Source organism: Pedobacter hiemivivus (assembly GCF_004331685.1).
Taxonomy (GTDB): Bacteria; Bacteroidota; Bacteroidia; order Sphingobacteriales; family Sphingobacteriaceae; genus Pedobacter; species Pedobacter hiemivivus.
The window spans coordinates 194438-213253 of the sequence record NZ_SJSM01000002.1 but is presented as its reverse complement, the minus strand read 5'-3'; the positions used below and the strand labels follow the sequence as shown (position 1 = coordinate 213253).

Here is an 18816-nt window from a genome sequence, read left to right as displayed (position 1 = left end):
ATTAAATTATTGAACCTGATAATACTTTTTCAATGCCTCGATTTCCGCTTTTTCCCGCTGTCTCTGTATGTTCAGCGAACCGGTCTGCCGGTTAAAACTGCGCAGGAACATCAGCTTATCCTGGGTATCTGCAAAGATCCGGTCAATGGCCTGCAAACGTTCATCATCACTCATGCGCAATTTCCCCGCAGTAATCACCATCGCAAGCTGATCCAGGTTGTCCAGGCTCTTGCTGAACAATTCCCCGTATACTTTACTAAGGTATTCCAGTTCAGCAACCGTAAAATTACCTCCAGCGCTGAACCGCTTAAAAGCAGATTTGTATTCTGAAACAATATCCGACTGATCGGAAACGATGTCTGCGATCCTGCGGTATTTCCTCACTTCAGGACTCACCAGCATCATCCCATCCAGGAAAACCTCGTGCAAAGAAAAATTACCTTCGGCAATATTCTTCACCGATTTATATCCCTTAGACAGTACATCGTAACCTTTTTTCATCGAGGTAAGAATTCCTTTGAGCTGGCTGAGCTTTTCCACGTTCAGCAACAATTGCTGCGCTTCCTGAGATTGCGCTAAAGTTCCAAAAGAACAACAGCACCCCAGCAATAACATTAAAAACAAATTCTTCATCGCTATTCTTTAAAATGAAACATCCTGTTCATATCCTCCAGTTCCAATACTTCAGACTGCCTGTGCCGGATCAACTGCCTGGTATTGCCAATAAAATCCTGGCTAAAAGCAGATTTCTCCAGCATACTTTCATACACCTTATCCAGCCTGGACAACCGTTCATCATCCTTCATTTCCAGCCTGCCCGCAGTAATCACCAGCAGCAGTTCCTCCAGGTCATCATAACAGGACGCAATCAGCTGATCCGCCACCACCGCGATGTAATCCAGGTTTTTCGCCGATAAAAGGGCATTCCCTTTGATACCGCCGAAGGCCTTCATGATCGAAACCTGCAAAGCAATGATTTCCGCAATCCGCGCATCCTTGCGAATAGCCGGACTGACCTGCTTCAAAGAACTGATAAACGCATTGTGCAGGTTAAACTCCCCATGGGTAATGTCCCTGATCGTCGATAGCCCCCCATCTACAATTTTGTAACCTTTTTTCAGATAACCCGCGTATACTTCTAAGGCGACGATCTGTTGCAGGAGATATTTTTTCTGCGTTTTCTTTTGCTTAAACCACTCCGACCAGGTCTGCGCCTGGCTCAGTTGAGCAAAACCAATGCAAAACACAACTACCAGGCAAGCTATTTTCCTAATCCAGTTCATACATCTGCTTTAAGGTTTTCACTTCAAATTCTGATTTCGCCCGCTGGATCGACAAAGTGATGTTCTGGTTATTGAACTGCTTCAGATCTGAATAATTCTGTTCCATCTGCTCAGCAGCCGAACTGATAAGTTCCAGCCTTTTCGCATCAGACATCTGCGTTTTAAAGGAATTCACTACCACAAACACCTGATCCAGGTTTTTAATACTCGCATCCAGAATCCCCCGATAGACTTCTTCCATATGCAGCAACTCATCTACGCTGAAATGCTTGTCTTTATTAAACAGATCGATGGCCCATTTGTATTCCTTGACAATAGCGGCCTGCACTTCTGCCAGGTCTTTGATCCGCTTATAAGTAGCAATCAAAGCTTTCACTTCCCAGAGCTTCTGGTAGTAATCCGCATACAAGACACGCTGCCTTTCTGTCCAGTCTGAAATCTCCGTCAGCTTCAACTTAGACAACTGGTTTTCAATGACCTTCTGCGCATTTTGCAGCCAGATCGTTTCATTTTGCAGCCGTTGCACCTTCAGGTCAACCGCCTTAATGACTTTTTTCACCCCTGCCTTAATCACCTCCACAATCGCCAGCTGCGCATTCGCCCCGGTGGGCAAAGCGACCAGCAAAGTCATGGCACTAAGCGGCAGGACAACCATATAGGTTCTCATATAACGCTTTAATATTTTCATAATTTTTGTTAATTGATGCGCTGATACCTGCTGTTTTCCAGGATCAGCAGCCCTTGTTTAAATTCAAATGAAATGACTCTTCCCTTGCGGTTCTCGGTCATGCTTTGAGAACCTTCATCATAAACCGCTTTCCAAGCTTCCCGCTCTATCTGCAAATCTCCAACCCTGCCCTTTTCATCGATCAGCTGAAACCCCGTCTTGCGGTGAATCAGGTAATTCAAATCCTTGTCGTGTTCTACCACCAGGGTATCATAAGCGATACTGAATTCAGAAGAAGCCTTATTCACATAGGTGCCGGGAATGTTCTGTTCAAGACCAGCACTACAACCAGCGATAAATAATACCACTAACAAAACCAACAGAAATTGAAATTTGAAATTTTTCATAACTAAAATTTTAAAGGTTATAAACTGATTTTACCACTGCGGATATCATTAGCAAGGGCAACAACGCCTTTATGGATATCACCATATCGTGCAGCATATTCCTCCACTTTCATCTTCTCCGTTTCCTCGGTGGTATACACTAAATACTCCTCCAGACAGAGCTCGTTCCGGTAGACATTCATCTGCTGTCCGCCCTGATCTACAAAGATTTCCCGGTACTGCTTACCTTCTTCATTGGCCTTATTCAGCGAAAGCAGCATGGTTTTCGCCTTATCCGACAAGCCCAACACCTCCTGCAACTTGTCAAACTTGTTCATGAACTTGCGCATGTCCAGAAAAAGCTTGGTATCAGAAAGGTTGATTACCGTTTCTTTAATGATTGGTGAGGAAATCAGATCATCCACTTCCTGGGTAATCAGTGCAGCAATCCCGTTAAACTTCCGTACCGTTTTGTATAAATATTTTATAAATCCAGCCATACCCGTCTTTGCAATGGCTATCCATGCTTCATCTATTGCCAGGATTTTCCTTTTACCTTTCAGCTTGCGCATTTTAGAAATGAACATTTCCATAATGATGATCGTAACCACCGGAAACAAAATCTCATGCGACTTGATTTTGTCCAGCTCAAAGACAATGAAACGCTCATTCAGCAGGTCCAGGTTCTCGGTTGCATTCAATAAATAATCAAACTCACCGCCCTTGTAATAAGGATTCAAGACATACACAAAATTCGACAAATCAAAATCCTTCTCCTTTACATCCCCGGTACGAAGCACCACCATATACTCCTGTAACAGAAACTCATAAAAGGTATCAAAACAAGGAAAAACCTCCGGATGAGCTGCCAAATGCACATAATACAAAGTAATCGCCCCTGAAATCGCTACATATTCCGAGCGGTTGTAATCCTCGCTGTCCTTCTTCCAGAGCGCAATCAGCAAAGTCTTCAGACTCTCCTTTTTCTCTACATCCAGTACATCGTCCTTACCAATATAAAATGGATTAAAGCGGATCGGGTTTTCCTCGGTATAAGTAAAGTAGTAACCCTTAACTGCATCACATAAACCTTTATAACTACCACCAATATCAATGGTCACACAATGCGCCCCCTCATCATACAGCGAACGCAACAAATGACACATCGCTAGCGATTTACCTGCACCCGAAGAGCCGCAACAAAACAGGTTCCTGTTGGTGATTAGTCCCGATTTCATCGGCGCATTGAACAAATCCAGGTAAACCGGCCGGCCGTACAAACGATCCCCCAAACGCACGCCCGTAGCATCAGAGCGGCAAGAAGACTCCAGGTTCAGGAAACAGGCCGCCTGCTCGGCGAACGTGTCAAAAGTATCATTCATCGGAAAGTCCGCCTCATTTCCCGGCATCCCCGCAAACCAGATCTGCGCAGCGCCGTCAGTTTCCTCTTTCACCACCGCATCCATTACCGCCATAGCTGAACCCACCTTATTTCTCAGCTCCGAAAGTTCCGATACCTGATCTGACCAGCAAAGCACATTAAAATGCGCCTTTACCGGCAGTTTCTGCGTAGCTACCGCCTCGTTTAAAAAATCGTTACAGGCATCCCTGCCAATCGCATTCTCCCGGGAATAAGCCGATAAAGACTGTAAACGCAGTTTCTTCGCCTCTAGTCCCTTGATCGTTTTCTGCGCATCCCCGATAAACACAAACTGGTTATACACATGGTTACAATCCAGCAGCTGCCCCAAGGGTGTTGCAAAACCAATGCTAAAGCGCGTCTTATCTGTAGAATACTTATCATAATTGATCCTGGAACCACAAATTGCAGGTAAATCCACCGCATCAGAAAGCGTATACAACTGGCAATGCTGATCACCAATCCGGATTTCATCCTTAATATGAATGTCCCTGATCACCGGTTGCTGTCCGCGTCGTAAAAGGAAACAATACTTTTCAATCACCCCGGGCTTACTCGCTGTCCCCGAAAGCTCCGCATCTACAAGCCGGCGCAAGCCCAGCTCCCCAGTATCCAGCAAAATCCTTTCAAACTGTCCGCAGGCAGATAAAAACCCTGCAAATAACTTTTCATCTTGCATCCGCACCGGAGCAATCGACTTCCGCAGGATATTGGAATAACTCGAAGAAGACAATTTTCGCCCCAAAGGTTTATGCGTTAAAAAGACAAAACACTGGTGATCCAGGAAGCTACGGTCCTTAAAGAACTCCGCGGCAGCACCAGATAAAACATTATCCAAACTACCCGATATCCCGACTTTCGCCCGCTGAAACCAATCCGCTTTATGAAACACTGTTCCCGGGTTCAAAACCCTGATCGCCTTTACAAAAGCCTGGTGCAGCGCCTCAAAATCCCCTACCGACTGCGTCCCGATCACCGGCAAGCTCAGCTCATAGGCAATGGTCACATCCCCAAACATCGAGATCATCGCCCCGGATTCCACCTTCCAGACCGGCATTATTTTTTCAATCCCGATCATACCCTTTGCCTTTCCGCATTACTTTGTGCTACCTGCAAACCGGTAAACACCCGCCTGGAAGAAAACTTCAGGTAAGCAGGCAATCCACGTTTAGCAAAGTATTTACTCAATCCATGTACCCCAAAGCGTTTAGACAGCCTACTCACCACTAAAAACAAAGCAGCGCCCAAAAGCACAATCACCGGCACCACCACGACCAACGGAACGCCCAGAATGTACATCAGCGTAAAACTGAGCAACAGCAAAACCAGTCCTACCGCTAAATACGCAATGTACTGACCATACAAACCCCGAAACTCTATGGGCTTATTAATGCCCTTATTGATTTGATAAATTGAACTCATCATCTTAAAAATTTAATTCTACAGCGGACGAGGCTATGCGCCATCTTATCCTAAGCTAACCCCGCCCGCTGTGAATAGATTAACCCTAAACCCCGAAGAAAGACTTCAGCACCGTGGCCACAATCACCAGGAAAATACAGGAACCAAACCATGCCGCAGCTACTTTATTGGTATCCGGCTCACCCGCATTCCACTTATTGAAAACTTTCACCGCCCCTATCAAGCCCACTACTGCACCGATCGCATACACCAGATCACATCCCGTATCAAAATAACCCGACACCTGATCTGCCGCAGCCCTGATCCCAGCCTCTCCATCCTGCGCCCTAGCGATCACCGCATTTAACACCCCATAAACCGACAGACACATCGCCAGCAAAACATACCGGCATGATAATTTTTTCTTCATACATCTTATTTAAAATTCCCTGATCTGCAGCCTCAATGCCGCCATTACTTATTTGGCAGGGAACTCAAAAAAGAAAGTCAAAAAAACTACCCTAATCCAAAAGACCAGCCAGCTCGTCCTCGGAAAGCTCAAAAGGCAAATGCTCCACTATAAATTCCGCCAGTTCAGTCCTTAGCCCCGTAGCAAACACCTTGGGGTATTTTTCACGAATCAGCGCAAAAAGCGCAAAGAAATCCGCCTTAGTACCATCTTCCATTTCCAAAACCGAACAAATGCTCTTGATCTCTTCCTGGACATCCGCCAAATCCCCCAAAGGATCTAAAGCCCTATCCACCGATTCCCGGGGCACAAAACTGAACTCATCCGCCTCCAGAACACTCACCCCAGACTCCCCCGCCGCAGCACCAACCAAATCTACCTCCAGCTCATCCACCTGATCCTCCCAGCCATGCGCCAAAGGTTCCGCAGTCCTTCCCCTCCCCGATAAAAACCCCGAAATCTCCGACCGGTAAAACAGCAGGCCAACCCCCGCATACCAAAGGACACTCAAGACCAGCGCAGCAATCAAAAATTCCTGCCACGTAAACGCTTGTAACATCATCATATCTTTAATTTTATTCCGCAGCGACATTGCAACGGATTCACAACACAAAATTTCAAAAGCCAAAAAACAGTTGGTCACTAGTAGAGATCAATAAATTTCAAAACCAATGAAAAACCCATCGAAAAGCCCAAAAAACAGCACTAATCATCGAGGTCATTATCCATGTATTTCAACAAATTCTCCCGAAGCAAATCAGTAAAATGCGTGCGGCTAATTCTTTTTCTACGCTTAATCTCCCTGAACCGGTTCGCAGGAATCCCAACCTCCACCCTGAAACTCTCCTCCAGCCAACGAAAAATCTCCGCAAGTGAAACCTTACCGTCCCCAATTTGCCTGGACGTATATAGCGCATAACCCAACTCCACCAAATTCACCACCTCGCCCGTCCAGTCAGCCCACTTCTTATCCCCGCCCACAGGTGCAACCACAGCAGCAGCCCTCAGCTCCAAAACCCGAAGCTCCCCCAGAATAAAATCCCGAAGCCTCTCATAAGCAATAAACTTAGAAAACAAATAATCCCCAGGCGTAGAAAACTCCGGGTCCAACTCCCAAAACTCAGGCAAAAGCACATCAGGCGCCATCCCCTCCCGCAAAAACAACAATTCATCCATCTGCGTAAAGCCCGATCGGTAATACTCATACAAGAAAGCATACTGCTTAAAGAACCTGGAAATAAAAGTCAGCTCCTCCAGATAATAATCCCGCAACATCTCATCAGTACCAACTGGACGCTGGTTCAAAATCCCAAACAAAGAAACCTCATAAATCTTCAGCGCATAATACTCCGGCTTTTCGAACTTAAAAAAATAGACCTCCTCCAACTGATCCTTAAAAGCCACCGTCGTGACCCGCTCACGAACCGCAGAAAGAAAAACATTAATCAGCGAAATCGACTCATTGAACCGACCCAATAAAGAAAAATCATCACGAGCCGCAATCGCTTTCAGCCTCAGCCGAAGATCCCGGAATTCCTGTTTAGCATTGTTGTTTTTACGCATAGGTTTATAGATTTAGATGTACCCCGCCGACACCCGTTAACTGGTCTTGATTATCACACATCAGCAGGAAAAAAGTAAACATTTCATCATAGGCAAAAAAAGCTTTAAGCCCGAATGTAAACTGCCAGAAAAAAGAAAAATGTAAGGGAAAAGACGTAAAATAAATTATACGGGATTACCCGTACAAACACGGAATAAAAAGCAGGAAATTCCTAATCAATTCCCTGAATCCAGGTATAATTTCAGGTTTACAAATAGAAAAATGAGTAATTTACAGCGCGCACCAAATCGCTAAAATTGGCGAAGGATTTAAAAGATCTCATTTATAGATGTTTTTTACTTTTTTTCTGAACATTAGAAATTCGATAACAGCACCTACTAAATAAATTATGGAGAAGCACAACAGTGTTTTTACTGGAGCAGGCGTAAGGTTATATTGGTAAATATCCATCGAAACATTTACAACTAAAAAAACAACGCAAACCAGCGGAACTCCTGAAAACGTCAAAAAAGACAAAAAATAACTATGCTTAATCTTTTCAAATAGATTTAGAAAAACAGAGAAAGAACCAGCAACCATCACCACAAGATAGATCAGTGAAAAACCAAGGTTCAACAATATATCCAGCATATTAAAAAACCTTTCTAAAAAACTGGTACCAGCAGGCTGTAATCCAGCAATAACAATTCTGTACAGCATAAACAGCACAACACTTAGTAGTAGGTTAACCAGCCAAAACCTAAATACAATTTTCCTCATACCTAATTCATAACACACTGAATATAAAACCTAAAAGAGAGACTTTCAACAAAGTTCCATTTTCTTTTTCCGGATTGTCTTCGCAACCTTCAATTCAATGTAAACAAGTCCGCAAATCAATACAATTTCTACCAAGAAATAAGCTATCCCTGCAATGCTAATTATAGGAAAGTGTATAATTAAAATTCCAAAAGTCAAAACACAATAAAGTAAATTAGCCATGCCAATTCCGATTATAAAAGGGGTCCAATGTTGCTTTAAGAAGAAAAAACAGGCTGCTGAATAAACGCAAAAGCAAACCGCTATTAAGGAAAGAGAGTTCAATATCCATATTGGCATTCCAACGTAATCATTGAAATTCCGTAATACTACAAATAAGAAAAACGCAGTTAGTAACGCACCTAATCCATCAATTAAGAAAAGCACTCTTGGCTTATCTGTTAATTGATTTATGATCCTTCTTACTATTTTATTCACTTTAAAATATAAAATTGATTCCTCTTTTTGTTATCCATTTAAATCGAATCAGGAAATTACAGACCTTAATTTACTCACTATTTGAAAGTAAACCAGTTAAAAGGAAATCACTTCAAAAAAAGTTACCTATTTAATTACCTTTTTGTCTATTGGTTCAATACTAACAACTTCAGTCATTTTCTTTGTGGAAGTAGATCCATCCTTATTAGTCTTGTTTGTTCTTCTCAAAGTCAATCTAATCTGGTCGTATTTAGGAGTCTGCTTAGGAAGAACATCTTTAATATCACACTCAAGCGCTATCGCTAAAAGAGGCAAATGCCGAATACTGTACTTAGCCCTTTCTACGAATGTCTCAACTTTAGAGACGAAACCATCGGCCAATTTCATCCTTTGAGACAATTGCAATTGAGTTACCCCTTTCTGTATACGAAGGGCTCGTACAAAACAAATTAAAAGATAATCCATCTCGGATATCTCAACATAAATAATTTCTTCTGTTTTGCTTACCATTTTGATTGGCAATTGACATAAATAATAAACCTGCATCAACTCCACTTGTGGATTTAAAATATTTTCATTATCTTAGCTTATATCAAGCATTTAATTATAACTATTGTAAAAAGACATATATAAAAATATCATCCAGTTAACTGGAATGAGTTATTTACCGAAAGAACTTGTGACGAAAAGTAGGACGTTTGAACACAAGAGGTAGGTTAAAACTCATTTCCTATGTTATCTTTGCGTAACATAAGGATTTGGGTCGCCTGCTTATCTGTGTTCAGCCGCTGAAAAGCGGTGGCGGTCCTACGCCTTCGTCTCAGAATAAGCATTAAGGCGGCCCTTTCTTATTTTTCTGAATTTCAAATCTTTCGGCATCAATTCAAACATAGAACATGATACCGAACCTTTCCATATTTAATCTTTCAAATAGAAACTACAAAAGATTTTTACCATTTAATAGGTCTTATTTAGGGGTAGGTAAAACTATGACTTCTAACCTTGATCTATTCCTGAAAAATTTATTTAAGAACATAATAAAAGGGCCAGATTGATGGCCATCTTATCAAAGCAGGCAGTTCATAAGCATTAGGGAGCCGACTGCTCTACCTCGCTTTGTCATACATCCCTCTCGAAAAAACTAACTACAAACCATTCATAAAAACTAAATGAAAAAATCGATACTAACCATCGTAATGGCCACGCTTTGCCTTTTTTACAATGCAAAAGCACAGCAACAACAAATAATCCTAAACGGCAAAATAACCGATCGAAAAGGCATCCCCATTCCGGGGAGTACCATCAAAATCAAAGACGAAAAGGTTACTGCCCTAACGAATACAAAAGGTGAATTCAATATCGTCTCCACAAACCAAACAGGTACTTTACAAATCAGCTACCTAGGTTATAAATTCATAGAGATTCCATTCAACCCAGGAAAAACAGGCCCTTTTATCGTCACCCTGACAGAAGGCCAAAGTGAACTAAAAGAAGTTGAAATACTCAGTACCGGCTATCAAACCTTATCCAGAGAAAAGACAACCGGAAGCTTTGTACAGCTAGACAACAAACTGTTAAACCGAAGCACTTCCACCAATATCCTTGACCGTATAAAAGATGTTGCAGAAGGCGTTTATTTTGAAAACCGTGATCCAGAACAGAGCACCATACCCCGAACTCCAAATAATAAAAGTCTGGGCATAACAGTCCGGGGACAAAGCACCTTCAGCGCATCCAAGCAACCACTGATCATATTGGACAATTTCCCTTATGAAGGAGAGATTAAAAACATCAACCCCAATGACATAGAAAACATCACCATCTTAAAAGATGCTTCAGCAGCATCCATTTGGGGAGCAAGATCAGCAAACGGCGTAATTGTGATCACCACAAAAAAAGGAAAATTAAACCAGAAAATGAGTATCAACCTTAGCAGTAACGCCACCATCATCCATAAGCCAGACCTGTTTTATTCTCGTAATTTTCTCGACTCCAAAAGCTATATAGAAGTTGAAAAATATTTGTACGACAAAAGCTACTTTAACGCACAACTGAATGACCTAACCTCATTCCCTACCGTTTCACCTGTGGTAGAACTCATGAAACGTTACGATCAGGCAAGCAGCGAGGTGCAACGCGCAGCAATAGAAAGTCAGCTGGATGCCTTAAAACTTCATGATGTCCGTAACGATTTCAGCAAATACGTTTATCAAAAAGCGATCAATCAGCAATATGCCCTAAGCCTAAGAGGTGGCACCAGCAATATGACCTACAGCTTATCCGTGGGACGTGATGACAACCGCAACAATTTAGTCAGAAACGGCTATCAAAGAACTTCCATCAATTCGCTTAATACCTACAAACCCCTAAAAAATCTGGAAATTACAGCAGGGATTAACTACAGCCAGAATACCACCTCACAAAACAATAAATTCGCATTTGGTTATTATAACCTTACGGGAACTCCTTACAGCAGTATTTTCCCCTATGCAGAACTGGCCGATGAAACTGGAAATGCAATGCCCCTGCTTCAGGCCAGGCGGGCAAGCTACCTGGAAAGCACAAAAGAAAAAGGATTTCTGGACTGGAATTACAGACCCCTTGACGAAATCAATCTGGGCGATGACCAAACCAATATTACCGATTTACTACTCAGGTTCTCTGCTAAATATCAGCTCATTCCGCAATTGAGCCTCCAGGTCAATTACCAGAATGAAAGGCAGCTCATCACGGAAAGAAACCATCAGCGCGTAGATACCTATTATGCACGCAACCTGATCAACAGATTCAGTACAGTTAACCCTGCTACAGGAGTATTTACCTATAATTTCCCAAAAGGAGGCATACTGGATTTATACAATGGAAACTGGCGCCAAAACAATTTAAGAGGCCAGCTGAATTACGAACAATCATTTGGCAAACACGAACTCAGCGCCTTAAGTGGCATTGAATTCCTTGAACTAAAAAACGAAGGATTCAGCAGAACATCATATGGTTACAATGACCAGTTCGGTACCTCAACAGCAAACCTCAATTATGGCACATCCTATCCCACTAACCCCTCCGGCTCAGCCTTCATTCCAGCACCAAGCGGTATCATTTCTGGTAATTTAAACAGGAATATTTCTTACTACGCGATTGGCGGCTACAGCTATGACCACAAATATACACTTAACCTAAGCGCCCGTAAAGATGGAGCCAACCTATTTGGTGCCGATGCAAATGACAAATTCACGCCACTTTGGTCTGCCGGATTGGGCTGGAACCTAAGCAAGGAACCATTTTACAAACTCAACTGGCTTTCCGAATTAAGAATCAGAGCTACCTACGGTTATCAGGGTAATACCAGTTTAAACGGATCAGCCTACCTGACCGGAAGCTATAATGTAGATTCCAGTACAGGAGCCTCCTACATTTCGGTGATCACCGCACCCAACCCACAGCTTCAGTGGGAAAGCATCAGAAACATCAATCTGGCTATGGATTTTTCAATCAAAAATGACATCCTTAAAGGAACCATCGAATTCTATCAGAAAAACGGAAAAAACCTAATCCAACCCAGCCCCCTGGCACCACAAACCGGCTTTACAACCTACCAGGCAAATACAGCCAGTACATTAACAAAAGGGATCGACATCAGCCTGCAAAGCCAAAACCTCAGCGGTAAATTCAAATGGAGTACCAGCATATTGTTCAGCGCTATAAAGGATAAAATTGTCAAATATGATGTTCCCCGAACTGCCTCATCAATTTTAAGTCCGGGATTTGCAGTCGGCAAACCGTTAAATGCACTCTTTAGTTATAAATGGGCTGGTCTAAACCCTGTAAACGGTAATCCCAGAGGGTATCTGAAAGGACAAATCAGTGAAGACTACGCTGCCATAAGGAACAATTTCAACCCTGACAGTCTGGTCTACAACGGTTCAAGGATTCCTACGGTGTACGGAGCATTGCGCAACGACCTTTCTTATAAGGGATTTAATCTATCTGTAAACATCAGTTACCGACTTGGATATGTGTTCAGAAGAACATCTACCAGTTTAAACTATACAGACATCATCAACAAAGACCAGCATTCGGATTATAATCTAAGATGGCAAAAGCCCGGCGATGAAAACATGACCAGCATCCCTTCATTGGTATACCCTGCAAACAGTAACAGGAATACTTTTTACCGAATTTCAGAAGCCACTGTAGCATCCGGAGATCACATCCGGCTTCAGGATATCAGATTCGGTTATGAATTCCCATTGATTAAGCTCAAGTCCTTAAACATCAGTAACCTCAATTTATTTACCTACGCCAACAACATAGGGATCATCTGGCGAAGGAACAAACTCGGAATCGATCCCTCAGAGGTAAGCAGTGGGTCAATTACTTACCCACTTCCTTTTTCAATTTCTTTTGGTATAACCGCTAATTTTTAATGTCATGAACAAGTACAAAATTAATTCACACTACGTGTTGATCATCCTAATAATGGTCAGCATGAGTATACTCAGTTGCGATAAACAAAATGAATGGCTCGATGTAAAATCCAATAAAGGCTCAGTGGTTCCTGAAACATTGAGTGACTACCAGGCCATATTGGATAATAGTGCAGTCATGAATGATGCCTACTCCAATGCCGGACTGATCGGTAGCGATAACCTACTTTTAAATCAAACTGCCTTCAACGCAGCAGGACAGGACACCAGAAACCTCTATAACTGGGACAAAGACCTCTGGGTTACCGGAGTATCCTATCACTGGAACAATTATTACAAGATCATCGGACAGGCTAACATCGTTCTGGACGGAATTCAAAAGATCGCCAGTACCGAAAATGATTACAGCAATGTAAAGGGACAAGCCCTATTTCACAGGGCCATGATTTACTATGAACTGGCACAATTATTTTGCTCAGCATACCACACTACGATGGGTTCTGATTTAGGTCTACCACTTAGAAATCATGCAGACGTAAACCTAGTTGTCCAGCGATCCAGCCTCCTGGCTACCTATCAGCAGATCATCAATGATGCCCTTGAAGCAAGTAATTTACTCTCAGATCATCAGCCTTATCTACAAAGACCTGTAAAAGCCGCAGCCTATGCGCTGCTTGCCAAAGCATATCTGAATATGGGAGATTACCAAAACGCATCAACATTTGCAGATAAGTGTCTATCTACCAGACCTCAATTATTAGATTACAATAGCAGTCTTGTAGTTCCATCTTCCACCTACCGCTTCCCCTTTTTCGCAAAAAACAATCCTGAAGTACTCTTCTATGCCCAAGGCAGTATGTTTGCAGAACTCATGCCTTTTACCTCTTCCAGAGGCCAAGTTTCAGTTGAACTTTACCAATCTTACGCAGAAAAAGACCTTCGCAAAACTTTACTTTTTGTTGCAACAGACGCATCAACAGTAAAATTCAGAGGTGCTTACACGGGTAAAGAGCAAAACTTCTGTGGACTGGCAACCAATGAAATCTACTTAATCCGTGCGGAGTGTAACGCAAGGCAAGAAAAGACCGAAGCAGCAATGGCTGACCTCAACAAGCTGCTGATTAACCGTTATGTAACTGGAGAATTTTCTGAACTCAGCGCTTCAGATTCAGAACAGGCATTGGCCTTGATTCTGCAGGAACGAAGAAAGGAACTCCCTTTTACGGGAAATATCAGATGGGAAGACCTTAAAAGGCTGAACAAAGAAACCCGATTCCAGACCACTCTCAGCCGAACCATCAATGGAGTAACCTACACTTTAGCTCCAAATGACAAACGCTATGTATTGTCCATCCCACAAAATGAAATCGAACTAACCGGAATTCTGCAAAATGAAAGATAAACTTAAACAAATAACCTGCAAACTGATTCTGCTTGGAGCCTATGGGCTGCTTTGCTTTGTTTCAATCTCATCAGCAAAAGCAATACAAACCTTTCAAAATGAAAGGAAAAAAGCTATTTATATCAATGTCCGCTATAAAGAAGCCATATCTACTGATACCCTGATTATTTCCATCAACGGACTTTTCTTGACCGAACCCTGGGTAGCAGAACATGGTTGCAAAGCCACAGCTGACCCTGATGGATTTTTCAGGTTTGAAATACCGACGGAAACATCCTGCGGATATTTTACACTTTCTAAACCTGCCAGGGGCGATCGGAAAGGCCACCTGGTATATATGCTCAAAAATCAGCTATACGAATCCGGGGACAGTCTTGATCTGGAGATCAGCTTTACTGAAAATGCAATTGGACAACAATCTAACTCTTATAACTACCATGGTAAAGGAGCCCAGAAATACAATCTGGTTAATATGCTTATTAGCGGAAATTTCAAACCTGACCCTCAAATTCCTATTACCATTACGGGAAACTATCCCCAAGATTGGGATGGTAACATTCTTTCTTTTCCCAATTTCGATGCCGTACCAACCTTAGTTCAGCAGAAAGTAGATTTCTTAGACAGGCATAAATACCTGCTTAGTCCGCTGAGTTATCAGGTAATCAGAGCTGACCTGCTCTATAGCAGCAGGGGTTCTGTTTTTGAAAAAATAAATGCGTTTGTAAAAAACGGTAAAATGCAAAGACAGGATGAATTACAGAGAAGAAAGATTAGAAGCAGGTTTGCCAGTTCTTTCGATTATCTCAATACTTTTGAAATAAGCCCAGAGGCACTTGCTATTTCCGTTAATTACACCTCCTTTCTGGCTGGACGATTTGGAAAACTCAGGGCACAATCCTCTGTAGATACAGGTTTCTATTCTTTGGAATACGTCTATAAACTGGCCAAAAACTATTCCTCAAATCCGGCGCTTAACGAAAAGCTAGTCATGCTAAGTTTTACAACTCCGGAAAAGACACCCCAAAATATAGATTCACTATATGCAGATGCGGAAAAATATTTAAAAATTCCAGATCATTTAGCACTACTAAAATCATTTCGCAACCGTACATCAGCGAACTCATTTAGTACTTACGCTTTAACAGATACCGGCGGGAAACACGTTAAAACAACTGATTTCAAAGATAAGATCGTACTCATCGATCTTTGGTTTACCGGATGCAGTGGTTGCGCTGCCTATTACCAGCAAACTTTATCAAAAGTAAAAGTCTTTTTTAAGGATAATCCTTCTGTTGTATTTTTATCGGTATGTTCCGATCTTAGCCAAGAAACATGGAAGAAGAGTATTCTCACAAATCGATATACGTCATCAGATGCGGTAAACCTTTACACCAACGGATTGGGCTTAAAGCATCCCTTTCTTACCAGCTACAATATCGTAAGTGCTCCGACGGTTATCCTATTGGATCAGACTGGAAAAATCAAATATTTTAATACCAGTAATTTATATAAGGAAGAACTACTGAAGAAAACCATAACAGAGCTGTTATAAAGAACGGCTGTCTGGAATAATTTACCAGACAGCCATTTTTACTTAAAATGTCTGGTTGTTTGTCCAGGTCAGGTTAGCAGGATCTAAATCTGCTGCAGGAATGATACCATTGGCGGGTAACTCATAATCACCAACAGTTGTAAATGAACATGGGTCACCACTACCCGAGCAGGTAAACGAACCCAGAATATAAGGATAATCTCCTGCCAGATTTCTTTCAATGATAAATCCATCTACAAGTCTAGCATCTGCTTTTTCTGTAAAAGCGCTTGTGCCCATTGCAGTCGCTGCTACAACAAGGCCGATAAATAATCTTTTCATAATTTTAAGATTATAGTAATTGATTTTTCTACCACATTTCTTTATTCAGGCCGTGGTATTTACCCTGATTTGACAAGTGAAATATACTATTTCCGATAAACCCTTAATGACCATATAGCAAGCCCTGTCATCAGCAAATTAAAAACCACATGATGCCACCAGCTAAGCTTGGAAACGAGCCCCCCGCAGCTACAGGGTAGGTTGCTCCCAGAAATAAACATATACAGGATATATATCGTAAAGCAAATCATCAGCAGTAAAGCAGCAATCATTCCTGTTCTCTTATACTTTTCAATGATCAGTGCAAACGCAATAAGCAACTCAACTGCTGGCACCAAATAGGATATCAAAACATTGTATTTCCCCAGCAGCGGGTACTTGATCAGCACCAACTGAAAATTCTCTAAGGACTGAAGCTTGCTGGCAGCAGTATAAACAAACAACAGTACAAACAAATAGGAAACCAGGTCAAAAAACAGCTTCTTATTCCTTTCCTCCTTAAAAAGGGAATATAAACTCAATTTAAATAAACCATAAGGCTGATTGTCCTGTGGAATTCTTTTTGTGTTCATCTCTGTAACATTTGGTTAAGCCTAAATTCCGAAATGAAAGACCAGAAAGACACGATCCAGATCACAAAAAAACACGATCCAGATCGTATTTAAGAATCATTACTGCTAAGCAAAACCACTTAAAAAACAGAAAACCAACACCTTAACCCATTCTATCATAATACCTCGTTCGCAAACGACCAAGCGTAGCAGGCGCCATCCCCATAAAATCTGCAATATAATTCAGTTGTGTCCTAAGAAACAAATAGTCCAGCGTAGCTTCCAAATCCAGGTAACGCTCATCCACACTCAGCAATTTCATATCTTCCATATGTTCAATACGAATTTTACTATAGTCAGCTCTGATCCGCTCAGTAATCAGCTCTACTTCAGTAAAAGCAGCTTTCAAATTCATCCAATCCTGATAACTGATCAATACCAAAACACAATCCACCTCCGCCTGGATAGCCCTTAAAGAAGGTTGCTGACTAAAATACCCCGGATCGGTATACACAAAACTATCCTGCAGCCAATACCAGCTTGTTTTCTCCTTTAGGGCAACCTTATTTATCCTGATCTCCCTGAGCAATCCCGATAACATAAACCAAACCACCTGCTGAGTCCCACCAAAATTCAAAATACGGGCATCTTTTTCATAACTGGTTTCGTACAAAACCTTTCGTAATTCCAGCTTAAACTTAAAACTCAGTACCATCACTGTCTCCAACACCTTGAGCAAATGCTCAAAAGCGCCATGCGAAATCGGTTTAATCAACTCACTCATAACAAAAGCATTAATTTGAAAAGCCCAGCACCTGCTGCAGCTCAATTTTATTTTTCACCTCCAATTTGTAATAAATCCGATGGGCATGTGTATCCACTGTCCTGGCAGAAATGTGCAGATGCGCAGCAATCACCTTATATTCCATACCCTGGCAAAGCATCAGTGCCACTTCTACTTCACGCAAACTCAATCCCATATCCAAACAGGTCTGGTTAAAATCCGCCTGCTGTTTCTCCTCCAATGCATCACGCTGCTGCCTGCGTTTTCTCTCATTACGTTCATACTTACCAGACTGGTATAAAAACAATCCTGCAATGATTACAAAACCCGAATTAGTAAACAGTACCTCTACCCATTGCGGCATTTGTAGATAGGCAAACAAACACATAAAAACCCAGGGAGAAACCGCCCAATACACTGCCTGTATCTCCAGGCGAGTAAACTTGTCGTGATCAAGTTCAGTGCCTGAAAATCTTTTTCGAATCGAACGGAAAATTGCCACCAACAGCACAGGCGAATACAAGCCCGGGATTATCATTCCGTAATTAATCGCAAAGCTCAGATCCCCTTGAAGCGGGTACAATAGCACAAAAAAGACAAGATAAGGGAAGAGCAAAAAAAAAGGCGCCCCGTATAAGGCATGAAAGCGAAGTGAGGAAAGACTAAAAGAACTATAAAAATAATAAGGAAAGTAAGCCGCCATCAAAAAACCCGAACCATAAGCGATAATGTTTTGTACAGGTACAGAAACCCAGCCTATATCCTGATCCGGGAAAATGCCCCCTGTTAAATTGTAACAGATCAGCAATACCAACAGGATCAAATAGGTTAACCTACTGCGATGGTAAGGCCAGATCAGATAAAAGTACAACTGTACACTCAGCATCATCAGCTCCAGTAAGATAAAAACAGCGGTGAGGCCGTGCATCTCTCCAAAATCAAACATATAACGGGTATATAGTGTAAGAGAAAACAACATATGCTAAAAATAATCTCTCCAAAGTAAAACACCAGAGAACTCCTGCAAACGAGCAAACCGGTTCAGTTTCTGGTTAAAATTCATGTGGTCAATTTCTCCTGCAAACCCGCTTGCCATAATCATTGCAGTATCTCCTTCAGCGATCTTATTTTCGTTATAAGGCAGCATTCTCCTGATGCTTTTTCCTGTACTTATTTTTGCAACCATCGTTCCGTGAGTTTTGAAATAATCGTATATAATTGTTTCTACCTTTTCATCCACTTTTATAGCATTAAGAGGCTTTCAGTATAGAGAAATCCCGATGAACAGCATTATCCCGATTCAAATTCCTAATGACCAGCGTACTTTTGACCCGATTTATCCCAGTTTCTGCC

General features: G+C 41.9%; 19 protein-coding genes. 3 read left to right on the top strand and 16 right to left on the bottom strand.

Annotated elements, in window-relative coordinates; translation table 11 throughout:
• Window positions 1-6 precede the first annotated feature (6 nt).
• From EZ444_RS04145 to EZ444_RS04090, 11 genes are all read right to left on the bottom strand, one after another.
• Window positions 7-633 carry a TerB family tellurite resistance protein gene (locus EZ444_RS04145; protein ID WP_131607464.1) on the bottom strand — a complete coding sequence of 209 codons (627 nt, stop codon included), beginning with the start codon at window positions 631-633 and terminating at the stop codon, window positions 7-9.
• A gap of 2 nt (window positions 634-635) precedes the next feature.
• Complete coding sequence (locus EZ444_RS04140; protein ID WP_131607463.1) at window positions 636-1283, bottom strand: hypothetical protein; 648 nt, start codon at window positions 1281-1283, stop codon at window positions 636-638.
• A complete protein-coding gene (locus EZ444_RS04135; RefSeq protein ID WP_455430281.1) occupies window positions 1270-1950 on the bottom strand; it encodes a conjugal transfer protein TraI in 681 nt (226 codons plus the stop codon). The genes EZ444_RS04140 and EZ444_RS04135 overlap by 14 nt, the downstream gene beginning before the upstream one ends.
• A 29-nt stretch (window positions 1951-1979) precedes the next feature.
• The gene (locus EZ444_RS04130) at window positions 1980-2357 is read right to left on the bottom strand and encodes a hypothetical protein (protein WP_131607461.1); all 378 of its coding nucleotides are present in this window, start codon (window positions 2355-2357) and stop codon (window positions 1980-1982) included.
• Between the two features lie 17 nt (window positions 2358-2374).
• On the bottom strand, window positions 2375-4834 hold the full coding sequence (locus EZ444_RS04125) for a TraG family conjugative transposon ATPase (protein ID WP_131607460.1): 2460 nt from the start codon (window positions 4832-4834) through the stop codon (window positions 2375-2377).
• Window positions 4831-5181, bottom strand: a complete 351-nt coding sequence (locus tag EZ444_RS04120) for a DUF4133 domain-containing protein (RefSeq protein WP_317130109.1) — start codon at window positions 5179-5181, stop codon at window positions 4831-4833. The genes EZ444_RS04125 and EZ444_RS04120 overlap by 4 nt, the downstream gene beginning before the upstream one ends.
• Before the next feature lie 82 nt (window positions 5182-5263).
• Complete coding sequence (locus EZ444_RS04115; RefSeq protein WP_225874648.1) at window positions 5264-5548, bottom strand: DUF4134 domain-containing protein; 285 nt, start codon at window positions 5546-5548, stop codon at window positions 5264-5266.
• A 130-nt stretch (window positions 5549-5678) separates the two neighbouring features.
• A complete protein-coding gene (locus EZ444_RS04110) occupies window positions 5679-6137 on the bottom strand; it encodes a hypothetical protein (RefSeq protein ID WP_131607458.1) in 459 nt (152 codons plus the stop codon).
• Window positions 6138-6331: 194 nt separating this feature from the next.
• Complete coding sequence (locus tag EZ444_RS04105) at window positions 6332-7189, bottom strand: RteC domain-containing protein (protein ID WP_131607457.1); 858 nt, start codon at window positions 7187-7189, stop codon at window positions 6332-6334.
• Between the two features lie 319 nt (window positions 7190-7508).
• Complete coding sequence (locus tag EZ444_RS04100) at window positions 7509-7949, bottom strand: hypothetical protein (RefSeq protein ID WP_131607456.1); 441 nt, start codon at window positions 7947-7949, stop codon at window positions 7509-7511.
• A gap of 603 nt (window positions 7950-8552) precedes the next feature.
• Window positions 8553-8936 (bottom strand): helix-turn-helix domain-containing protein, encoded by a 384-nt coding sequence (locus EZ444_RS04090; protein WP_131607455.1) that lies wholly within the window; start codon window positions 8934-8936, stop codon window positions 8553-8555.
• A gap of 659 nt (window positions 8937-9595) precedes the next feature.
• Between EZ444_RS04090 and EZ444_RS04085 the strand changes: the two genes are divergently transcribed.
• The 3 genes from EZ444_RS04085 to EZ444_RS04075 are packed head-to-tail and all read left to right on the top strand — an operon-like array spanning window position 9596 to window position 15807.
• The gene (locus tag EZ444_RS04085; protein ID WP_131607454.1) at window positions 9596-12853 is read left to right on the top strand and encodes a SusC/RagA family TonB-linked outer membrane protein; all 3258 of its coding nucleotides are present in this window, start codon (window positions 9596-9598) and stop codon (window positions 12851-12853) included.
• A gap of 4 nt (window positions 12854-12857) precedes the next feature.
• Entirely contained in the window at window positions 12858-14255 is a 1398-nt protein-coding gene (locus EZ444_RS04080; protein WP_131607453.1) for a RagB/SusD family nutrient uptake outer membrane protein, read from the top strand.
• The gene (locus EZ444_RS04075; RefSeq protein WP_131607452.1) at window positions 14245-15807 is read left to right on the top strand and encodes a TlpA family protein disulfide reductase; all 1563 of its coding nucleotides are present in this window, start codon (window positions 14245-14247) and stop codon (window positions 15805-15807) included. The genes EZ444_RS04080 and EZ444_RS04075 overlap by 11 nt, the downstream gene beginning before the upstream one ends.
• Before the next feature lie 42 nt (window positions 15808-15849).
• Here the strand turns inward: EZ444_RS04075 and EZ444_RS04070 are convergent, their stop codons facing one another.
• The 5 genes from EZ444_RS04070 to EZ444_RS04050 form a co-directional block, all read right to left on the bottom strand.
• Window positions 15850-16128, bottom strand: coding sequence for a hypothetical protein (locus EZ444_RS04070; RefSeq protein ID WP_131607451.1), 279 nt, complete (start codon window positions 16126-16128; stop codon window positions 15850-15852).
• Window positions 16129-16214: 86 nt separating this feature from the next.
• The gene (locus tag EZ444_RS04065) at window positions 16215-16700 is read right to left on the bottom strand and encodes a MauE/DoxX family redox-associated membrane protein (protein WP_131607450.1); all 486 of its coding nucleotides are present in this window, start codon (window positions 16698-16700) and stop codon (window positions 16215-16217) included.
• A 142-nt stretch (window positions 16701-16842) separates the two neighbouring features.
• Window positions 16843-17463, bottom strand: coding sequence for a Crp/Fnr family transcriptional regulator (locus tag EZ444_RS04060; RefSeq protein ID WP_131607449.1), 621 nt, complete (start codon window positions 17461-17463; stop codon window positions 16843-16845).
• 10 nt (window positions 17464-17473) lie between these two features.
• Window positions 17474-18409, bottom strand: coding sequence for a helix-turn-helix domain-containing protein (locus EZ444_RS04055; RefSeq protein ID WP_165503522.1), 936 nt, complete (start codon window positions 18407-18409; stop codon window positions 17474-17476).
• Window positions 18410-18445: 36 nt separating this feature from the next.
• Window positions 18446-18649: a hypothetical protein gene (locus EZ444_RS04050; protein ID WP_205945208.1), complete on the bottom strand. Its 204-nt coding sequence runs from the start codon at window positions 18647-18649 to the stop codon at window positions 18446-18448.
• Window positions 18650-18816: the final 167 nt, after the last annotated feature.

What these genes read in the sequence shown, in the direction of transcription:
- EZ444_RS04075 (WP_131607452.1), top strand. Translation starts at nt 14,245, where the DNA reads ATGAAAGATAAACTTAAACAAATAACCTGCAAACTGATTCTGCTTGGA.
- EZ444_RS04085 (WP_131607454.1), top strand. Translation starts at nt 9,596, where the DNA reads ATGAAAAAATCGATACTAACCATCGTAATGGCCACGCTTTGCCTTTTT.
- EZ444_RS04125 (WP_131607460.1), bottom strand. Translation starts at nt 4,834, where the DNA reads ATGATCGGGATTGAAAAAATAATGCCGGTCTGGAAGGTGGAATCCGGG.
- EZ444_RS04060 (WP_131607449.1), bottom strand. Translation starts at nt 17,463, where the DNA reads ATGAGTGAGTTGATTAAACCGATTTCGCATGGCGCTTTTGAGCATTTG.
- EZ444_RS04105 (WP_131607457.1), bottom strand. Translation starts at nt 7,189, where the DNA reads ATGCGTAAAAACAACAATGCTAAACAGGAATTCCGGGATCTTCGGCTG.
- EZ444_RS04070 (WP_131607451.1), bottom strand. Translation starts at nt 16,128, where the DNA reads ATGAAAAGATTATTTATCGGCCTTGTTGTAGCAGCGACTGCAATGGGC.
- EZ444_RS04145 (WP_131607464.1), bottom strand. Translation starts at nt 633, where the DNA reads ATGAAGAATTTGTTTTTAATGTTATTGCTGGGGTGCTGTTGTTCTTTT.
- EZ444_RS04130 (WP_131607461.1), bottom strand. Translation starts at nt 2,357, where the DNA reads ATGAAAAATTTCAAATTTCAATTTCTGTTGGTTTTGTTAGTGGTATTA.
- EZ444_RS04080 (WP_131607453.1), top strand. Translation starts at nt 12,858, where the DNA reads ATGAACAAGTACAAAATTAATTCACACTACGTGTTGATCATCCTAATA.
- EZ444_RS04120 (WP_317130109.1), bottom strand. Translation starts at nt 5,181, where the DNA reads ATGATGAGTTCAATTTATCAAATCAATAAGGGCATTAATAAGCCCATA.
- EZ444_RS04090 (WP_131607455.1), bottom strand. Translation starts at nt 8,936, where the DNA reads ATGGTAAGCAAAACAGAAGAAATTATTTATGTTGAGATATCCGAGATG.
- EZ444_RS04140 (WP_131607463.1), bottom strand. Translation starts at nt 1,283, where the DNA reads ATGAACTGGATTAGGAAAATAGCTTGCCTGGTAGTTGTGTTTTGCATT.
- EZ444_RS04100 (WP_131607456.1), bottom strand. Translation starts at nt 7,949, where the DNA reads ATGAGGAAAATTGTATTTAGGTTTTGGCTGGTTAACCTACTACTAAGT.
- EZ444_RS04135 (WP_455430281.1), bottom strand. Translation starts at nt 1,950, where the DNA reads ATGAGAACCTATATGGTTGTCCTGCCGCTTAGTGCCATGACTTTGCTG.
- EZ444_RS04115 (WP_225874648.1), bottom strand. Translation starts at nt 5,548, where the DNA reads ATGTGTCTGTCGGTTTATGGGGTGTTAAATGCGGTGATCGCTAGGGCG.
- EZ444_RS04050 (WP_205945208.1), bottom strand. Translation starts at nt 18,649, where the DNA reads ATGGTTGCAAAAATAAGTACAGGAAAAAGCATCAGGAGAATGCTGCCT.
- EZ444_RS04065 (WP_131607450.1), bottom strand. Translation starts at nt 16,700, where the DNA reads ATGAACACAAAAAGAATTCCACAGGACAATCAGCCTTATGGTTTATTT.
- EZ444_RS04055 (WP_165503522.1), bottom strand. Translation starts at nt 18,409, where the DNA reads ATGTTTGATTTTGGAGAGATGCACGGCCTCACCGCTGTTTTTATCTTA.